Source organism: Bacteroides sp. OM05-10AA (assembly GCF_003439055.1).
Lineage (GTDB): Bacteria > Bacteroidota > Bacteroidia > Bacteroidales > Bacteroidaceae > Bacteroides > Bacteroides intestinigallinarum.
Window position 1 is genome coordinate 131,372 of sequence record NZ_QSUR01000003.1, and the last position, 19,666, is coordinate 151,037.

Genomic DNA, 19,666 nt, shown 5'->3' on the forward strand with positions numbered 1-19,666 from the left:
ACCTCTATCATTCTTGTGACTTTTGGTATTCTATATAAGTGTATTCATTTATATGCTATTGTTTTTCATCACCACAGATTCTATAAAATCACAGAAATTATCTACAGACTTTTCATTGCGGATTTGTTTGGCTAATTCTGTCGCTTTTGTTTTATACACAGGATTAGTCACCAAATCATTCACTTTTTCTTTTAATTCCCGGTCGGAAACTTTATTGATTTTGATGCATTTAGGTCCTATTCTCAACTGTTGAACACGATAAGCCCAATAGGGCTGGTCGATGATTAGCGGCATGACAACTTGTGGTTTACCTGCACGGGCTACACTGTGTGTTGTTCCGCTTCCTCCATGATGCATGACAGCATCACAGTGAGGAAATATCAGACTGTGCGGAATGGTGTGTGTCAATAGGAAGATATCCTTATCGTTTGCTAAGGACTTTCCTGTACCCGACCAGCCGGAGCCGATAATCAGCCGGAAATTCAGTTGTCGGCAGATATGGATTAACCGATTACAAAAAGCATCGCTTTCTTTTGCGCTGCAACTCCCTAATGTAAAGAAGATAACAGGTCTTTGTTCTTGCTGAATGAAATCCAGAAGTTGCTGATAGGCATCCGTATCATAGTGTAGTGCGTCATTGAAACAGTATCCTCCAATATCCCATTTATACTTCCAATCGGGATCTGTATTACCGAGATAACGGCTGTACAGCATATAATTAAAGGCTCTTTCCGTGGAATAATAACCACAGTTCTTTAAAGGCTTCAGTCCTAACTGTTTCCGATTTTTATTAATGGTTTTCTGCGTCATATAGTTGTTGCCGATATTGAGCAGCTTCCAGATAAACCGGGGAGTGAAAATTGGATGAGGCTTTGGATAAGGGAAGATAGGAGGGGGGATATGCCTGCCGGGTATAAAAGGGGCAAAGGCAGTCCGGATAAATGGTTTCTGACAATAATCAGCAACACTGGCTGCTGCAAATTCGGAGTTGGTGGCTATCAGTATATCATGCTCTTTCAGTAGAGGAATCAGTTGCTTGAACTGTACGTCAATCACATCGCGCATCCACTTTAGATAAGGTTTGGCTCCTTCCGATTTCTCTCCTGCTTTCGATACCATTCCTTGTATATCATCAAAATCCTGTAAGACATAATCCAGCTGATATGCTTTTGCTTCTTTTTCAAATATTTGTGGAAGATTCAATGTGACTTGATGCCCTCGTTTTATCAGCGCGGAGGCAATGGTCAGATAAGGATAGATATCTCCTTGTGATCCTCTGGTAACCAAAAGTATTTTCATGGCGGAACGTTTATAGTGATTAATTCCTGATAATGCCGAGCAGACGTAATTTTTCCCGGTCGAGGTGGTAATGCTCTTCCATTTTAGACATATTGTCCTCGCCGAAATCAATGGGTTTGTCGAGCTTGTTCACTTCACGATAACCTTTATATACTTTCTTAATCATTTTGCGAGGATTGAAAGTTAAGGAAGAAGTGATAAAGCAACCATGTGTACACCAGCAGTTTGCTTTATATCCATGTCCGATCGCTTCTATTTCTTGTTTCATAGCTTCACTTTTCATGATTTGCTGTACGTCGCAATCGTAATCTTTTACGTTGCCAAGCGGTTCACGCAATTCACAGGAACGGAATCGACCGTCATAATCAATAACCAATGTCGTTTCTCCTGCCGTACAGTCCATACCCCAGGGAGTTGGCTGGTCGATATTACTTGCCCGGATATCATATAAAGCTCGGATAATACCTATATAGAAGAACTTTGTGATAGGTTTGCGCAAACCGGAAGTGTTACTCACCATTCGTTTGGCATAAGCTCTATATATAGGGGCTGCTTCATCCTGAATCCGTCGGAGGGTGGATTCGTCCAATGCTTTGACTCCGTCTTCGCGGGTGACGCCACGGGCTGCTTCAATCGTATGAGTAGATAAATGGAAACGTCCATACATCCACGTCATGAAATCATTAATCTGGTCTATATTATATTTAGTGATAACCGTGGCTACATTGAGCAATACTTTTCCATCGTCTTTAAAATGTTCGCTTACTTTCCGTATGGTATCTGCCGCTTTATAAAAATTGCCCGGTACCCCTCGTTGTGTATCATGTGTATCTCCGAATCCATCCAGTGAGATGCTGACATTGATGTTACAATCCGGACAGTTGGTGCGGAACCGTTTCACCCATTCGATGACACGATCCGGCTTCAGTCCGTTTGTCGGCATATTGACATCTTTGATTTGGTTATTACGGTAAAACATTTCAAGAATTTCAGGAAGATCTTCCCGGAGCGTCGGCTCGCCTCCAGATACCCACAACTTGTTGATTTCTCCGGCCGTCTCTGATATTTTCCTGATTTCTTCGAAAGTCAAATCCTTTTCTTTCTTAGCCATATCATTGGCATAAAAGCACATGGCACATTTGGCATTACACTTTCCGGTAACAAATAAAAAGATGGACTCTAACTTTCTTTCCGAATTCATAGAACGAAAAGAACTTCTTGTACGTTTGGTCTTCATATTATTAGAATATTGCTTTAATTATTGGCTAATACATATCTATATGAGACAAAAGTACATAAATCTTCAATTCGAAGTCCAGTGGTGAAAAGTAAAATTCTTACCTTTTCACTGTAAATGAATACCATAAGGCAACCTATTGTAAAGAACTAGCCCTCTATCCATCTTCAAAAGACGAATAGAGGGCAGTCACCATGACGAGAAAAAAGTCGAAGTCTATTGCTTTGCTTCGTTATTTTGTTTCAGAAGAAATTCATCAATTGCTTTTTTAAGCTGGTCTTTGGGCATAGCTCCCTGCATGATTCTAGGTTCCTCTTTCATCGGAATCATCAATAGGGTAGGGATGCTGCGGATACCGAATGCCGCTGCCAGATCTTGTTCTTTGTCCACATCAATCTGGTAGATATCTACTTTACCGCTATATTCTTTGCTCAGTTCTTCCAGAATCGGGTGCATCACCTTACATGGACCACATCAGGTAGCATAGAAATCTACGATAGCAGGACGGCTGCCTTCAAATTTCCAATCGTTCGGATTGGTTTCATAATTATATACTTTCTTTAAAAAATCTGCTTTATTTAATGCTACTACTTCCATTTTATTGTCCTCCTTTGTTGATTCATTACTCTTTTTATTTTCTCCGCTGTTGCCTGCACAAGCTGTGGTTGCCAATACAACGGCAAAAGCACTCAATAAACCTTTCATTAGTTTCATATACTATCTTTCTTTTTGTTTTCTCTGTTGCAAAGATAGGGGATATAAAGGGAGTAAAAAATAGCAATTTGACAGAAACTCTTGGCAAAACTTCCCTCGGATAGTTACCGAACGCTAAAATTTGTCTATTATTCTTTGGAGGAAATAAAAATAAGCACTACTTTTGCCGCGATAAAATGAGTATTCACCCTTTAAAAACAGATGGAAAGGGTATTAATTATGTTGGAGCTATAATATTTTCAAATTAGGACTAAGTTGTCTCGTCGGGAGGATGAGGCTTTGCAACTTATTGTTTTTACACTGAACCTATGGTTCTTATATTGACCGCAATTCTACTAACAAGCGGTAATCGTTGATTAGTCCTGCAATCACTTTTTATATTTTAAATTAATCACTTCAATGCGGTGGTGAGGTATTTCATATCCATATCCAAAGCATTGGTATCACGTGTATTGCATTGTTGTCTGCCGGTGAGGCCGACAGGGAATGCTGTATGCGAACGAAAAAAGAGTATGGGAATACGATTAAAAGATTTAAGCAAACTGGGATACCGGGATAATGTTGCCCGTAGTCTGGTAGTGGACATTGTGAGCAAACATTGCAAATACGACACTAAAGAACAGATTGAAATGACATTGAGCGATATACTCGAGCATCCCGAATCTTACAAAAATAATGAAACTTGGAATAAGCTGGCCGAACGCCTTTCGCCTACTATCATAGCAAAAGAGTTTATAGCTTATGATTTATTGGATGAGCCGTTGATGTATAAAACCTATGGAGGTAAATTTATCGAAACGCTTGCCAAACAACAGATGAACCTGGCTATGCGCTTACCTGTAACGGTGGCCGGAGCATTGATGCCTGACGCTCATGCCGGATACGGGTTACCTATCGGTGGAGTGCTTGCTACGGATAATGTAGTGATTCCGTATGCCGTAGGCGTTGATATCGGTTGTCGGATGAGCCTGACGGTATTTGATGCCAGCGCCGACTTCTTGAAACGATATATCTATCAGATGAAAGAAGCCTTGAAAGATTTTACCCATTTCGGTATGGATGGCGGATTGGTTTTTGAGCAGGAACATGAGGTGTTGGATAGGGAAGAATTCCGTTTGACGCCTTTGTTGAGAGATTTGCATGGAAAGGCAGTACGTCAACTGGGGAGTTCCGGTGGTGGCAATCATTTTGTAGAGTTCGGCGAGATCGCTCTGCAAAAAAATAACGTGTTGAATCTTCCGGAAGGAAATTATCTGGCATTGTTGTCACATTCCGGTTCACGAGGATTGGGAGCTGCCATTGCCAAACATTACAGCCTGTTGGCACGTGAAGTGTGCAGGCTTCCCCGTGAAGCACAGCATTTTGCCTGGCTGGATTTAAACACTGAAGCGGGGCAGGAGTATTGGATGAGTATGAATCTGGCAGGCGATTATGCCCGTGCTTGTCATGAGCGGATTCATTTGAATTTGGCGAAAGCATTAGGGTTGAAGCCGCTTGCTAATGTCAACAACCATCATAACTTCGCTTGGAGAGAGGAAATAGCACCGGGGCGTATGGCAATCGTGCATCGTAAAGGGGCTACTCCGGCACAGAAAGGACAAGCGGGATTGATTCCCGGTAGCATGGCTACTGCAGGTTATCTGGTTTGTGGCAAAGGGATGGAAGCTGCTTTAAATTCGGCTTCTCATGGAGCCGGCAGGGCGATGTCCCGCCAGAAGGCAAAAGATAGTTTTACGCAATCGGCTTTGAAGAAACTACTGTCGCAGGCGGGAGTGACTTTGATTGGTGGGAGCGTGGAAGAAATGCCACTGGCATATAAGGATATTGACAGAGTGATGTATACACAGGAAACGCTGGTGGAAGTGCAGGGTAAATTTATGCCTCGCATCGTTCGAATGAATAAGGAGTGATGCGATGAAAGAAATTAGTATTTAATTGAAAAAAGAAGAAAATGATATCAGAGAAATATGGTCGCACTTATCACTATCCGTTCTCTCCCGGAACGACTAGTGACGACCGGATTAACCATACGTATTGGGAGGACATCCAACGGATTCGGACATTGGTGCATACCGAGAAGCTGGATGGAGAGAATAATTGTTTAAGTCAGTGGGGTGTTTTTGCCCGTTCGCATGTTGCTCCTACTACTTCACCCTGGACGAGGCAACTGCGTGAGCGTTGGGAATTGATAAAGAATGATTTGGGTGATATAGAAATCTTTGGAGAGAATCTATATGCCGTACATTCCATAGAATATCAGCGATTAGAAACGCATTTTTATGTTTTTGCAGTCCGCTGTATGGATCAGTGGCTGTCGTGGGAAGAAGTAAAGTTTTATGCAGCTTTATTCGACTTTCCTACTGTTCCGGAGTTGAAGATAGAGCCTGTTTCCGGTTTGACACCGGAACTATTAAAACAGGAAATCATCCGTATGTCACAAGAACCGGCTATCTTCGGCTCTTGTGATCCGTGGACGAAAGAGGTTTGTACCCGTGAGGGAGTAGTCAGCCGCAATGTCGGAGAATATCCGGTAAGCGAATTTGCACATAATGTATTTAAGTATGTGCGGAAAGGACATGTTAAAACAGACGAGCATTGGACACGTAACTGGAAGCGTGCCCCGCTTGTTTGGGAATTTAATAATGAAAAGGAGGAATAAAGATGAATTGGAAATTGATAGAAGATAAATCGTGGTGCTCACTCGAACAACAGTTCGAGTGGGTGCGCGAAATGAATACTGTTCAGCAGGATATTCGTTATCATGTCGAGGGCAGTGTAGCCGAACATACCCGTATGGTGTTGGAGGCATTGCAGCAGTCTTCCGCTTATCATTCTCTTTCTACTTTGGAGAAAGAACTTATTTGGACATCTGCCTTGTTGCATGATGTTGAAAAACGTTCAACTTCCGTGGATGAAGGAGAGGGGCGGGTATCTGCTAAAGGACATGCCAGAAAAGGAGAGTACACTGTCCGCACTATTTTATACCGGGATTGTCCTGCTCCATTCCATATCCGGGAACAGATTGCATCTTTAGTCCGGTACCATGGATTACCTGTTTGGCTGATGGAGAAGCCTGACTCTGTGAAGAAACTCTGTGAAGCTTCTTTACGGGTAGATACTTCATTGCTAAAGATGTTGGCCGATGCTGATATCAGAGGACGCATTTGTGAAGATAAGAATGAACTGCTGGAAGCACTGGAACTGTTTGAGATTTTCTGCCGTGAACAGGATTGTTGGAAGAAACCAAGAGAATTTGCCACTGATTATGCACGTTTTCATTACTTCCATACTGAAGACAGTTATATTGATTATGTCCCTCACGAACAGTTTAAATGTGAAGTGACGATGTTGTCAGGACTTCCGGGAATGGGGAAGGATTATTATATTCAATCTGCTGGCATAGATGTTCCTGTGGTGAGTTTGGACGTCATTCGTCGAAAACACAAATTGAGTCCTACGGATAAGTCTGCGAATGGATGGGTAGTGCAAACAGCGAAAGAGTAAGCCAGAACGTATCTCCGCAAAGGTCAGGACTTTGTTTGGAATGCTACTAACATAACTCGTCAGATGCGTGCTCAATTGATTGATTTGTTTGTTGATTATGGTGCAAAAGTAAAGATAGTCTATCTGGAACAACCATACCACATTTGGCGTCAACAAAATAAAAGCAGGGAATATGCACTTCCTGAATCTGTTTTAGATAAAATGTTGGATAAACTGGAGGTTCCTCAACTGGCGGAAGCGCATGAAGTCGTATATCATGTGGTATAAGTAACTAGAAAAATGGGACAAACATAAAAAAGCCTGCCACATTGATACAGCAGGTTCTCCTGCTGTGAACTTTGATAAAGAGCATTGTAAAGATAGAATATAAATCAAAAAGAAGAAAGAAAATCTAGATAATTTAGAGCTTATAGCAATAAACTCAACACTAAACTTCTGAAAATGTCTTTCATATAGATTATTGGATATATATATCCAATATATAGGGTATATATGCGCAGCGTGTTGGATATATATGTCCAATGTGTTGGGTATATATACCCGACAATTCAGGTATTAATATCCTAGCGATAGAGTATTAATACTTTTCCACCTTTACAACTTATCACGAGCGACTGGATGTTTTAGTTATATTATGCAGAAGATATAATAAGTTATATTGCATCTATTACTAATTTCTCCTTATCTTTTAGCTAATTCATCCGTATAAGTTAATCTGTTGTACTTGAGTAACTACTCATCTACACTTGTGCAACAGCTAAGTAGCACTTGTCCATTCGGTAAATTACTCAACTGCAAGCAAACAGTGATTATCTAAAAGATATCTTTACCGACAACAAAGAAATGGATGCGTTGAGACCGAAGTGTGATGAAAAGGATAAAACGATACATCCAATACATTAAAACTCAAATGATTAAAAAGAAAGTGCATTTTATCTTCTCCAAAAAGCAAAAACTCTATATACGTTTTCTGTAAACTTCTCTTATTTCTACGCTTTTTTAGAACCAAGTCATTGATTATAAGCACTGCCACATTTTTGTTTTCCCCCGTATAATACTTGAATAAAAGACAAAAATGTGGCAGAGAGTTATAGTTTTTATTGGTGTTCAAATCAGTACGAAAATGAGCTAAATGCTTTGCTATCTAATGGCTAAACGGAAATATTGTCAATCATTATCGCGCTTTGTTAACGGTGCTATTATCTTCTTCTATTTTGGGGGAATTAACTGAAAATATAAACAATAATTCCGGTAATCGCTACATATACTAATGCATACGGAATAGCCGCTTTCAGTATTTCACCTTCTTTTCCTTGTTGGTTTCCGGCAGAAGTAGCAATAGCAATACTTTGCGGGGAGATAATCTTACCACCTGTGGCACCTACTGTATTTGCCGCAGACAGCCAATCCGGACTAACATGAATCTGTCCTGCCACACTTGCTTGCAACTTTCCGAAAAGGATGTTGGAAGATGTATCGCTTCCGGTGATAAATGTTCCCAGACAACCGATAACCGGAGCAAATAACGGATACAAACTTCCGGTAGCCGTAGCCAGTGCTGTGGCAATCACAGCGATCATTCCGGAACTATCCATAATAGTAGATAACCCCACGAGGCAGATAACCGTAATGAATGTTTTCTTCAACTGCTTCACGGTATTCCAAAGAACGATGAACAGATCTTTTACTTTAGCCCCCTGAATCAATCCACCGATAAAAGTACCGATGAAAAGCAATACTCCGGCGTGAGTCAGCCAGGAAATAGTATAATTGACGGTGGACGCATTGATAGGCAGACTGATTCTCGTAATCCAATTGTTCTCTAAAGTATGACGCAATCCCGGAAAGAGCGGACTGGTCAGGATAATCAGAAACAGAATCAGTAAATAAATGCTCCATGCATTTAATATATCTTTCGTTTTCAGATGACTTTTTCGTGCTTTCTCTTCTTTGGATGCAGTAAGTTTTCCATAAACAACGATTACGATAATAGAAAGAATACTGCCGATTATGGCCGGAGATTCAGCACCCATATATTTTGCTGCCACATATTGGCTGGCTAAAGAGACTCCACCTACCAATAAAGCCAGGAATATATTTTTCGGGAGCGATTTAAGTTTGGAGTCAGTAAGGAAAAGTAGAACCAGCGGAATCAGGAACATTAAAACGGATAATTGCAATACGACATTCGTACTAAGATGCAATACGTCCAAATTCGTTTCTTTGGCCAATACTAATACCGGAGTTCCGATTGCTCCGAAAGCAGTAGCTACACTATTGGCAATCAGACTCACCGTTGCCGAAAAGATAGGCTTGAATCCCAGACTGATAAGAATTGCCGCCGGAATAGCTACTGCTGTTCCGAAGCCGGCCATAGCTTCCAATAGACCTCCGAATCCCCAAGTCAGTAATAACACCTGAATACTTTTATCGGTAGAAATAGAAGCGAATTGCTGTTTAATAATCTCCATCTTTTCAGTTTTCAGCAATACATTATAACTGAAAATAGCCATCAAAATAATGATTAAGATAGGAGAGACAGCTTTTAATGCTCCATATAAAAAGGAGTAAAACAGATTGTCTACCGAGAAAGCAAAGCCGAAAAGAGCAATCAGCATCGTCACAATCAGAGAAATGATACTACTTTTATCACCTGACATTTTAAAAAATGCCATCAGTATAATCAACAGTAACACCGGAATAACAGCAAGGATCAAGGTCATAATTATCAGATTTAAAAAGTGGAACGTCGTTTATTATTGATATAACAAACGAACGCCCCACTTTGGTCGGTTGAATAAATAGATTTTTCTGTTTATTTCATCTTCACACTTAAAATTTGTTGTAATTGTTTTAAGTTGGCAAGGGCAGCTTCATTACCTAGCTTTGCTGCTTGCTCGAATGCAGCCATGGCACGGTTAATGTCTCCGTTAAGGAAATTGTAGACTCCGGTATTGTTTATGAATTCGGCGGTATTGTGATCGGCTTTCTCCATAAACTTCACTGCTGCATCCAAATCCTTTTGTGATAATGCGACGGCTCCTGCGTTCAGGTTAGCTACGGCGTCAGTAGGATACATGCGCACAGCAATATCGAATACATTAATAAAATCCTTGCTGCCTTTCGGATAACTGTTGGCCACCTGATACATTTCGTTCAGACTAAGATATTTCGGATTTTCCCGGATAATGATACGGCCTTGTTCAACATCGAAATTGACAACGGTATAGTCAATCTTGCAGTTCACTTTACGCAATCCCGGATAAATCTCTTTCAGCATACTACGGTAAGGAGCTCCGCCGCCTACACGCATGATTTCCTGTTTACGTTTGGCATCGTCAGTTGTATTTTTGATGATGTTCAGGAATGTTTCCTTCTCCTTCATCGAAGAAGATTGGAGTGCTTTTACCAATCCATCCCAGTTTTCTCCACCGAAAGTCACTTTATATAGTTTGGAAGACACTTTTTCGTTCTTAACCAGATAATCCTTCAAAGCTTCCGCACGTTTTTTGGAAAGCTGTTCATTGAAGGCAAGAGGTCCTTCCGGCGAGGCGAAACCTTCGATACTGATACCTTTCACAGTCAGGTTCCGGTCATTCTGTATTTTGTCAAACATGGCGTGGATATTCACCAATTCAGCATGATTGTTCATGAAGTCGGTAAGGATCACCGATTTGTTGACCGGAAAATCCAGATGAGCTTCATATTGTTCGCTACGGTTTTTGACCACTTCTACGGTTGGCTGAATATAGGCAATGATAGGAGACATGGCACTTAAACGTTTGGCTTCAGTAGATACATCATTGGTAATCAGTTCCTGTGCATTCATTTCCTGATAATTGCCGCATCCGCATAGATTCTCTACAAGTTGCAAACTGGCATTAGCCATCCAGGGTTTGTAAGGAATCACCTGCGTATAATTAAAAGTTTCCCTTTTATTATAAGGAACGATAATGGCGGTAGGTTCTTGTTTAGTGATTGCCAGACCGCGGATATATGCTTTTTCGCGTCTTTTACCATTGACGATGATTTCTTGTAAGGGTACATTATGCTGTCCGTCCGTCAGCAGGGGAATAAGGCTTAAACTTCGGGCGGAACCTATTGTCAGATTCTTCATGTCGAAAGTCATGCCGACATAAAGAGAGTTACCTTGTTGCCATAAAGATACGTTCGAGAGAGTGAGCGCATCGTTCAGGAATTTTTGTGCATGAGCCGGCAGGATAGTGGCTGCAAGAGCTATAAATAGATAAATAAGTTTTCTTTTCATCATTGTAAGTTTTAGAAAGTTCGATTATTTGATGACATAAATGAAGCTAAGACCGACTTTGGTCGGGCCGAAATAATTACGGGTGTTATGTCCCAGCTTTTCACCTCCGTCACCACGGGCATACTTATCATATTCCAGACGGGCGTATCCCACTCCGATGGTAGCTTCCATACTCCATCGTTTGCTTATGATCCATTGGTATCCGTAGGAAATACCGGCTCCGTACAGATTGCCGTCGTAACGGTCATGTCCCATTCCGAATATATTCAGATTGCTGACATTCATTTCTCCGTAATGTCCGTGCAAACCGAAGAAACTTCCGTTGAAACGTTCGCAGAGCCAATAGCGTAATTCCGGCTGAACGAGCCAATGTTTGATTTGACGGTCGTCACCAAACTTCCACGGATTGTAGTTACCGGATATGTCGAGAGTCAGTTTCTTTGCCAGTCCCACTTCGATTCCTAAGTTGGGCGTAGAAGTGGCCCAATAGAGAGCATTGGTCTTGATGGCAAATTTGGGTAGATAGGTTTCATTCCGTTGTACCTGTGCATGAATACTTGTACCGAACACGAGCAGGAAACCGGCTGCTAATAAGATTTTAATTGTTCTCATTTTGTTAGGGTATAGGTTTTATTAAAAATGATAAGCGATAAACAGAAAAGCATGGAAGTTTGTTGTCGCAACCTGCAAAAAAAAGCTCCCTAAATAAATGGATAAAGATGTTTTAAGGCATAAATGCTAACAATTTCCACGCATGATGCGTTCATTATATAAAAGTACTTTTGTGTAATCAATATGACAATGATTTCATTTATTACTGTTTATTTTTACACACACATACAACTTTAATAATTACAGCCTATGAAAGAGCTTATTAGCAACCTGGAAGAACTGAACAGGAAAGCAGAAAAAGGCGGCGGAGACGCTCGCATTGAAAAACAACATTCTGTGGGCAAGCTGACCGCCCGTGAACGCATCGATTTATTATTGGAGAAAGGTTCGTTTATCGAACTGGATAAGTTGGTAACCCATCGGTGTACCGATTTCGGTATGGAAAAGCAGAAATTTGCCGGAGACGGGGTTGTGACGGGATATGGTATGATTGGCAAGCGCCTGGTTTATGTATTCGCACAGGATTTTACCGTGTTTGGAGGAGCTCTTTCGGAAACGCATGCAAAGAAGATCTGCAAGGTGATGGACATGGCTATGCAGATGGGAGCGCCTATCATCGGATTGAATGACTCGGGAGGTGCACGAATTCAGGAAGGAGTACGTTCTTTGGCCGGATATGCCGAGATATTCCTGCGCAATTCTATGGCATCCGGAGTGATTCCACAGATTAGCGCGATCATGGGACCTTGTGCCGGTGGTGCTGTTTATTCTCCTGCATTGACCGATTTTATTCTGATGGTGAAAAACTCCGGCTATATGTTTATTACAGGACCGGATGTGGTGAGAAGCGTGACACAGGAAGAAGTGACAAAAGAAGAACTCGGTGGAGTAGGCGTGCACATGACAAAGTCCGGTGTAGCCCATCTTTCTGCGGAGAACGATATTGAGTGCATCAATTATATTCGTGAATTGATCTCCTATCTGCCGGGGAATAATATGGAAGAGCCTCCGTTTGTAGCGACCAGCGATTCGCCGACTCGCCTGACTCCGGAACTGGCAGATTTGATTCCGTCCAATCCGAATCAGCCGTATAATATAAAAGAGATGATAGAAGCGGTAGCTGATGATAATAGTTTCTTCGAGCTTCAGGCAGAATATGCTGCGAATATTGTGACGGGATATATCCGCCTGAATGGAAAAACAGTGGGAGTGGTGGCTAATCAGCCATTGGTGCTTGCTGGCACACTGGATATCAATGCGTCTATCAAAGCCGCCCGTTTTGTCCGCTTTTGTGATGCTTTTAATATTCCTTTACTGACACTGGTAGATGTGCCGGGATTCCTTCCGGGAGTCGACCAGGAATATGGTGGAATTATCCGTAACGGGGCAAAGCTACTTTATGCTTATTGCGAGGCTACGGTGCCGAAAGTGACGGTTATCACCCGCAAAGCATACGGTGGTGCTTACGATGTGATGAGTTCCAAGCATATCCGTGGAGATGTAAATCTTGCTTTCCCTACTGCCGAAATCGCGGTGATGGGACCGGATGGAGCTGTTAATATCCTTTTCCGTAAGGAAATAGATAAAGCCGAGAAATCCGAAGAGAAACGGAAAGAACTTCAGGATGATTATCGCGGAAAGTTTGCCAATCCTTACCGGGCGGCGGAACTGGGATATGTGGATGAAGTGATCGATCCGGCGGTAACCCGTTTGCGGTTGATTCGAAGTTTCGAGATGCTTGCCAACAAACGGCAATCGAATCCTCCCAGGAAACATTCGAATATTCCGCTTTAGGTAGATGATAGGTGAGTGTTTATTAAAAAGAATCAAAGATTATGATAAAGAAAATATTAGTAGCCAATCGGGGTGAGATAGCGATGCGCATCTTCCGGACTTGCCGGGTGATGAATATCTCGACAGTGGCTGTTTATACCCATGTAGATCGCGGGGCTTTGCATGTCCGTTATGCAGAAGAAGCCTATTGCATTTCCAATTCGCCGGAAGATACCTCTTACCTGAAGCCGGAATTGATATTGTCCATTGCCAAAAAGACCGGAGCCGCTATTCATCCGGGATATGGTTTCCTGTCGGAGAATGCGGATTTTGCCCGCCGTTGCGAAGAAGAAGGAGTGATTTTTATCGGACCGAGTGCGGATATTATTTCCAAAATGGGAATCAAGACGGAGGCCCGTAAGATTATGCGGGAAGCAGGATTACCCATTGTGCCCGGAACCGAAACACCCGTACAGGGCATTGATGAGGTGAAGAAGGTCGCTAATGAAGTTGGCTATCCCATTATGCTGAAAGCACTTGCGGGAGGTGGAGGAAAAGGTATGCGTCTGGTACGTACGGAGGAAGAGGTGGAAACAGCTCTCCGTTTGTCGCAATCCGAAGCAGGGACGTCCTTTGGCAATGATGCGGTTTATATTGAAAAATATATTGAGAATCCGCATCATATCGAAGTTCAGATCATGGGAGACAAGTATGGGAATGTCGTTCATCTGTATGAACGTGAATGTTCCATTCAGCGTCGTAACCAAAAGGTGATAGAAGAAAGTCCTTCTCCTTTTGTGAAAGAGGAGACGAGAAAGAAGATGTTGAAGGTAGCTGTGGAAGCCTGTAAGAAAATAGGTTATTACAGTGCCGGGACATTGGAGTTTATGATGGATAAAGACCAGAATTTTTACTTTCTTGAGATGAACACCCGTTTGCAGGTGGAGCATCCTGTGACGGAGGAATGCACAGGTGTTGATCTGGTACGGGATATGATAACTGTTGCTGCCGGAAATCCGTTGCCTTATAAACAGGATGATATTGAGTTTAGCGGAGCAGCGATCGAATGTCGTATTTACGCCGAAGATCCGGAGAATAACTTCATGCCTTCTCCCGGTGTGATTACTGTCCGTGAAGCTCCCGAGGGACGTAACCTGCGTCTTGACAGTGCCGCTTATGCGGGATTTGAAGTCTCTTTGCATTATGACCCGATGATTGCAAAGCTTTGTTGTTGGGGACGTACCCGTGCTTCGGCCATTTCTAATATGGCACGTGCTCTGCGCGAGTATAAGATTCTGGGAATCAAAACGACGATTCCTTTTCATCAACGTGTATTGAAGAATGCGGCTTTCCTGAAAGGTGAATACGATACGACATTTATCGATACGCGTTTTGATAAGGAAGACCTGAAACGTCGTCAGAATACCGATCCGACAGTGGCTGTCATTGCTGCCGCAGTGAGACACTACGAGAGGGAGAAAGAAGCGGCTTCCCGTGCCACTACGCTTCCGGTAGTAGGCGAATCGCTCTGGAAGTATTACGGTAAATTGCAGATGACTGCTAATAATTATTAAATTGAAAATTGAGAATTAAAAATTAAAAAATAACGGAATTGGTTATGGGTACAACATTAGCTACATATTACGCCAAGCTCCAGGATATGCCGGACAGTGAATATAAGGTGGAGATTCTGGAGGACGGACCAATCAAGAAGATTGCAGTCAATGGTAAGATATATGAGGTCGATTATAACATGGGTGGCGACTCTATCCATTCGATCATCATCGATCATCATTCGCATGGAGTGCAGATTTCTCCTTCTTCCAATAATTCGTATACGATTATGAATAAAGGGGAGCTTTATCAGATTGAATTGCAGGGAGAAATGGAGAAGATACATAATGCCCGCACTGCTGCTGAATCCGTAGGGCGTCAGGTGGTACAGGCACCGATGCCGGGAGTTATCCTGAAGACGTATGTAAAGAAGGGAGATCTCGTGAAGCGGGGTGATCCGCTTTGTGTATTGGTGGCGATGAAAATGGAGAATGAGATACGTTCGGTGACGGATGGAGTTGTGAAAGAAGTATTCGTGGAAGATGGCATGAAGGTGGGATTGAACGACAGGATTATGGTAATTGAGTAATTCTTTGAAAAAAACGGGGTAAATACATGCTTTTATTCAAAAAAATATTTACTTTTGGCAGATAAGTACGTATTTACCCCGTTACATCATGAGCATCGAACAAAGCAAAGAAGCATTACTAGAACAGTTAGAAGCACTTAAAAAAGAAAACGAGCAGCTTAGAAAAGAACTTTCTGTTCTTAGGGATGAGAAGCATAGCGATCGTCCTGTTAGTTTTAAAGAGAAATATGCTGTTAGAATACTAGACTCTCTTCCCGATATGCTGACTGTCTTCAATCAGAGTGAGGTAGGCATTGAAGTTGTTTCCAATGAAGAAACCAACCATGTAGGAATATCAAACAAGGATTTTAGAGGGATGCGCATGCAGGATATGGTTCCACCGGAAGCGTATCAGAATATTCACTCCAATATGCGTCAGGCTATCACCACCGGAACTGTTTCAACTGCACATCACGAACTGGATTTTAATGGTGAACGCCATTATTATGAGAACCGTATTTTTCCGTTGGATGAGGAATACGTGCTGATTATGTGTCGTGATATAACGGAACGAGTGGCTACCCAAAGACAATTGGAAGTTTTTAAAAGTGTGCTTGATAAGGTGAGTGACAGTATTCTTGCTGTGGCGGAAGATGGAACGCTGGTTTATGCAAATAAGCAATTTATAGAAGAATACGGTGTAACGCAGGAGTTGGGTACACAAAAAATATATGATTTGCGTGTCTCTATGACCGACAAGGAGGCATGGGAACAAAAGCTCCAAGTGATACGCGATCATGAAGGAAGTCTGGCTTATCGGGCGGCTTATATACCTTACGGGCATACGAAGGAGAGAGTACATCAGGTATCTACTTTCCTGATTCGTGAAAATAATCAGGAACTCACCTGGTTCTTTACGCAGGACATTACCGATGTTATCAAGAAACGCGATGAACTCCGTGAACTGAATCTGTTATTAGATGGCATTTTAAATAATATTCCGGTCTATTTGTTTGTGAAAGATCCGGAAGATGATCTTAGATATTTATATTGGAATAAGGCATTTGCCGATCATTCGGGTATTCCGGCATCTAAAGCTATCGGGCATACGGATTATGAGATATTTCCGGTGCACGGAGACGCGGAGAAATTCCGTAAGGATGATTTGGAATTACTCCAGACTCATAAGCGTATTGATATGCAGGAAACTTATCTGTCCGCTAATGGAGAAGCGCGTATCGTGCAGACTTTGAAAGCACTCGTACCGATGGAGGGACGTAAACCTTTGCTGATTGGCATTTCGTGGGATATTACTAATCTTCAGAATATTGAGCAGGAACTAATCAAGGCAAGAATTAAAGCGGAGCAATCCGATAGATTGAAAAGTGCTTTTCTTGCTAACATGAGCCATGAGATCCGGACTCCGTTGAATGCTATTGTAGGATTCTCCCAATTATTGCCTTCTGCCGAAACTGCTGAAGAAAAAAAGCTCTATTCGGGTATTATCAATCAGAACTCGGATATCTTGTTGCAATTGATTAATGATATTCTGGATTTATCGAAGATAGAGGCTGGAACACTTGAATATATCAAACGTCCAATGAATCTGGGAGAGGTTTGCCGGACAATTTATGCTGTTCATAAAGAACGTGTGAAAGAAGGGGTAACTCTTGTTTTGGACAATGAAGAGGAGGATTTGCTCATTGAGGGAGATCAGAACCGCATCATGCAGGTGATAACGAATTTCCTGACTAATGCGAGTAAGTTTACCTATGAGGGGGAAATTCGATTTGGCTTTGAACGGATGGATAAAGCTATTCGTGTGTATGTGAAAGATACAGGAATAGGAATAGAACCGGAAAAGGTGGATCGTATCTTCGAACGTTTTGTCAAACTGAACTCTTTTGCGCAAGGGACAGGATTAGGGCTCTCTATCTGTCAAATGATTATCGAAAAGATCGGTGGAGAAATCGGGGTGACTTCCGAACTGGGTAAAGGCTCTACCTTCTACTTCACAATTCCTTATGAAGAAACCGGAGAACTCGGTAAATTCTTCAAAGAGACAAAGGTGGAATCTAAAGGAAATACTGTCAATCGTGTACAACAGATTAAGAAGATTCTGGTAGCAGAAGATGTAGAGAGCAATTTCATCTTGCTGAAGAATCTGATTGGCAGGGAATATACATTGCTTTGGGCTAAAGACGGAGTGGAAGCTATCGAAATGTATAAGCAGTACCAACCGGATTTAATCCTGATGGATGTAAAAATGCCGCGTATGGATGGACTGGAAGCAACCCACATTATCCGCTCTTATTCTAAAGAGATTCCTATCATCGCCTTGACCGCTTATGCTTTCGGGACTGATAAGGAACAGGCCTTAGAGATGGGGTGTAACGATTATGTGACTAAACCAATTTCGGAAAGATCATTGAGAAAGGCTTTGGATAAATATTCGACTACTGTTTAAAAAATAAAGGATTATGGCTATATGTATCCGGTGAAAGTTACTTATGATAGCCATAATCCACAAAAGAGTACGATTGTTGTCGAGTGAAAGTAGTCGGTGATTGCTTTTCTATAGATTCTTTTTTATTTCCGGAACCAGTATAAACTTCGTTTCCGGAAAATACTTTTTCAGCCAGGTCCGGATAAATTCCATTGTATCATTCTGAATCGTTTTGTCTTCTACGGTAGGGTATAAATTATATAATACGGTATCTAGTATAATGCCGCGTTTTTGTATTGCTTCGAGACTAAGCAGGGTATGGTTGATGCTCCCCAGTTTGCCCGAAGTAACAAAGATAAGTGGATATTTCTCTTGAGCAATGTAGTCAATGGTCAAGAGTTCGGTAGTCAGAGGAACCATAAGGCCGCCTGCTCCTTCGAGTAAAACAGAGTCATACCGTTCACTCAATTCTTCGGTTGCACGTTTTATTTTATTAAAGTCGATGGGACGGTTATCCAGCTGGGAAGCAAGATGCGGAGAGGCGGGATAAGAGAAAATCTCCGGCATGGTTAGTCCCTCTTGGTCTTCTTTGGTGAAAGGGATTCCCATGATTTGCCGGTGTAGGTCAATATCTTCGGAATGACCTACATTTCCCGTTTGAATAAATTTCTGGGTGATGGTGCGATGGCCGTTCTTGTTCCATTCACGGGCTAGAAAGCCGGTGGCATAGCTCTTTCCGGCATCCGTATCGATACCGCTTACGAAATATACATTCTGTTTCATACTTTTTTCTTTTTTGCGATGATATAAATAGGGTGATATGTTAAGGACACAGAAGTGCCCTGAGTAAATTCCTGCGTGTAACGTTCACAGAAGAGTTGCAAGTCACGACGAGTCCACTGCTGTTGGGGAAGATTGTTCTTAGAATTATTTTTTGAATTGTCGTCTGATGAACACAAATCGTTCTCTTGTTTTCCGGCAGGAGAGGATTGCGTTGATAAACCATTGACTCCGGTTTGCTTCAAGTGATATAGCACTTTTATCGGGTCTTCGAACGAAAGCGGGATAAGCTCTTCTTCTGAATATAGTATGTCAAAATGGGGTGACAAAGCTGCTTCAAGCTCTTCCCGTGAACGATAAGGAAGTCCGTTGCCGGTAAGTTCACGTATTTCTTTCATGTTTTCTTTTCCAAAAGTGCTAAAAGCGAAATAACCCTGATTATCGAGCAGGGTATTACACCTTTCGAAGAAGTTTTCCGGTGACTCGAACCATTGCAGGGCGGAGCAGGAAGTAATCAGTGTGCTTTCGGCGGGGAAAGAGACTGTCTCGGCATCTCCCGGAAGAAAAGAAACTTGCTTCTTCTCTAATAAGTCTTCGCAGCAATATTTCATATCAGGGCAAAGGTCATTGAGTAATAACTCTTCCGGATGGAGGGTTTGGAGCAGCATACGGGAGTAAATACCGGTTCCGCAGCCAAATTCAATCACTTTCGAGCAGGGAGAAGATATGTGTTTCGCAAGCAAACGAATCATTTTATCTGCTATTTGCCGTTGCACGTTTGCTTCCTTTGGATAGGTAGTGATAGCTTTTGAAAAACGTTCTGCGATTAGTCGTTTATTCATAATCAATCTTTATTTAATATGCTGATATACTGATGGTATGATAATTACTTTATTCTAAAATGATGGATGC

General features: G+C 42.0%; 13 protein-coding genes and 2 pseudogenes. 7 read left to right on the forward strand and 8 right to left on the reverse strand.

Annotated features, from left to right (window positions below; genetic code table 11):
• Positions 1 to 48 precede the first annotated feature (48 nt).
• From DXB58_RS03205 to trxA, 3 genes and pseudogenes are all read right to left on the reverse strand, one after another.
• Positions 49 to 1,299 carry a glycosyltransferase gene (locus tag DXB58_RS03205; protein ID WP_122135888.1) on the reverse strand — a complete coding sequence of 417 codons (1,251 nt, stop codon included), beginning with the start codon at positions 1,297 to 1,299 and terminating at the stop codon, positions 49 to 51.
• A gap of 19 nt (positions 1,300 to 1,318) precedes the next feature.
• Positions 1,319 to 2,536, reverse strand: coding sequence for a radical SAM/SPASM domain-containing protein (locus DXB58_RS03210; protein WP_122135889.1), 1,218 nt, complete (start codon positions 2,534 to 2,536; stop codon positions 1,319 to 1,321).
• A gap of 216 nt (positions 2,537 to 2,752) precedes the next feature.
• A pseudogene (gene trxA / locus DXB58_RS03215) lies at positions 2,753 to 3,250 on the reverse strand (thioredoxin).
• Positions 3,251 to 3,762: 512 nt separating this feature from the next.
• Here trxA and DXB58_RS03220 point away from each other — a divergent pair.
• The 3 genes and pseudogenes from DXB58_RS03220 to DXB58_RS03230 all read left to right on the forward strand — a co-directional run bounded on the left by DXB58_RS03220 (position 3,763) and on the right by DXB58_RS03230 (position 7,021).
• Entirely contained in the window at positions 3,763 to 5,160 is a 1,398-nt protein-coding gene (locus tag DXB58_RS03220) for an RtcB family protein (protein WP_122135890.1), read from the forward strand.
• A 41-nt stretch (positions 5,161 to 5,201) separates the two neighbouring features.
• Positions 5,202 to 5,909: an RNA ligase family protein gene (locus DXB58_RS03225; RefSeq protein ID WP_122135891.1), complete on the forward strand. Its 708-nt coding sequence runs from the start codon at positions 5,202 to 5,204 to the stop codon at positions 5,907 to 5,909.
• A 2-nt stretch (positions 5,910 to 5,911) separates the two neighbouring features.
• Positions 5,912 to 7,021: pseudogene (locus DXB58_RS03230) on the forward strand (AAA family ATPase).
• A 956-nt stretch (positions 7,022 to 7,977) separates the two neighbouring features.
• Here the strand turns inward: DXB58_RS03230 and DXB58_RS03235 are convergent.
• From DXB58_RS03235 to DXB58_RS03245, 3 genes are all read right to left on the reverse strand, one after another.
• Entirely contained in the window at positions 7,978 to 9,477 is a 1,500-nt protein-coding gene (locus DXB58_RS03235; RefSeq protein WP_099147612.1) for an L-lactate permease, read from the reverse strand.
• Positions 9,478 to 9,569: 92 nt separating this feature from the next.
• Positions 9,570 to 11,021 (reverse strand): DUF3868 domain-containing protein, encoded by a 1,452-nt coding sequence (locus tag DXB58_RS03240; protein ID WP_122135979.1) that lies wholly within the window; start codon positions 11,019 to 11,021, stop codon positions 9,570 to 9,572.
• Between the two features lie 24 nt (positions 11,022 to 11,045).
• On the reverse strand, positions 11,046 to 11,633 hold the full coding sequence (locus DXB58_RS03245) for a DUF3575 domain-containing protein (protein WP_099147611.1): 588 nt from the start codon (positions 11,631 to 11,633) through the stop codon (positions 11,046 to 11,048).
• Positions 11,634 to 11,882: 249 nt separating this feature from the next.
• Between DXB58_RS03245 and DXB58_RS03250 the strand changes: the two genes are divergently transcribed.
• From DXB58_RS03250 to DXB58_RS03265, 4 genes are all read left to right on the forward strand, one after another.
• Entirely contained in the window at positions 11,883 to 13,427 is a 1,545-nt protein-coding gene (locus DXB58_RS03250; RefSeq protein ID WP_122135892.1) for an acyl-CoA carboxylase subunit beta, read from the forward strand.
• A 41-nt stretch (positions 13,428 to 13,468) separates the two neighbouring features.
• Positions 13,469 to 14,980: an acetyl-CoA carboxylase biotin carboxylase subunit gene (accC, locus tag DXB58_RS03255; RefSeq protein WP_074557985.1), complete on the forward strand. Its 1,512-nt coding sequence runs from the start codon at positions 13,469 to 13,471 to the stop codon at positions 14,978 to 14,980.
• A gap of 44 nt (positions 14,981 to 15,024) precedes the next feature.
• Entirely contained in the window at positions 15,025 to 15,549 is a 525-nt protein-coding gene (locus DXB58_RS03260; protein ID WP_004297139.1) for a biotin/lipoyl-containing protein, read from the forward strand.
• A gap of 88 nt (positions 15,550 to 15,637) precedes the next feature.
• Positions 15,638 to 17,995 carry a PAS domain-containing protein gene (locus DXB58_RS03265; protein WP_074557983.1) on the forward strand — a complete coding sequence of 786 codons (2,358 nt, stop codon included), beginning with the start codon at positions 15,638 to 15,640 and terminating at the stop codon, positions 17,993 to 17,995.
• A 108-nt stretch (positions 17,996 to 18,103) separates the two neighbouring features.
• Here the strand turns inward: DXB58_RS03265 and bioD are convergent, their stop codons facing one another.
• Positions 18,104 to 18,757: a dethiobiotin synthase gene (gene bioD / locus DXB58_RS03270; protein ID WP_122135893.1), complete on the reverse strand. Its 654-nt coding sequence runs from the start codon at positions 18,755 to 18,757 to the stop codon at positions 18,104 to 18,106.
• The gene (bioC, locus tag DXB58_RS03275) at positions 18,754 to 19,596 is read right to left on the reverse strand and encodes a malonyl-ACP O-methyltransferase BioC (RefSeq protein ID WP_122135894.1); all 843 of its coding nucleotides are present in this window, start codon (positions 19,594 to 19,596) and stop codon (positions 18,754 to 18,756) included. Before bioC ends, bioD begins: the two co-directional genes overlap by 4 nt.
• Between the last annotated feature and the right edge of the window lie 70 nt (positions 19,597 to 19,666).